At 57.5% G+C, this 426-nt stretch carries 1 protein-coding gene; it reads left to right on the top strand.

Annotation, left to right across the window (positions count from 1 at the left end):
• On the top strand, positions 1-357 hold a 357-nt coding region (locus EOD29_RS36210; RefSeq protein WP_164747216.1), incomplete at its 5' end, for a hypothetical protein.
• Positions 358-426 lie beyond the last annotated feature (69 nt).

Genomic DNA, 426 nt, shown 5'->3' with positions numbered 1-426 from the left:
GAGATAGTTGCGTGTCTGGCAGGTCCTTTTGCAGAATCCGCATTCGAAGGCTATCTGGACCCGCGCGATATGGCGATGAATGCGTCCGATGGGAATGAGGGGAGCAGCGACTACGCGGATGCCAAGCGAATCTATGGTGAGTTGCGGTTCCTGATGCCGCGCCGCCCCCGTTGGAGGCGGATCGAAGATCGCACGGCCCGGCTAGTACTCGATCACTGGTCAGCCATCGAAGCATTGGCCGCGCATTTGCTGGTCAAGCATGATCTCCAATTCGATGAGGCTCTGACGATTGTTGCGCCGCATCTTCCGCCCATGCCAGCAGCTACGCCGCCAGAGCGTCATCCGCAGCCTGCTTGATCAGCCATTCGATGTGATTTGACCACATCTGCAACACCTCGCGCTTCTCCTTGACGTTGCTATAGAGAT

This window comes from Mesorhizobium sp. M1A.T.Ca.IN.004.03.1.1 (genome assembly GCF_003997555.1).
Classification (GTDB): domain Bacteria; phylum Pseudomonadota; class Alphaproteobacteria; order Rhizobiales; family Rhizobiaceae; genus Mesorhizobium.
Note: the sequence above shows the minus strand (reverse complement) of the source record. Positions and strands in the feature narration are given on the sequence as shown.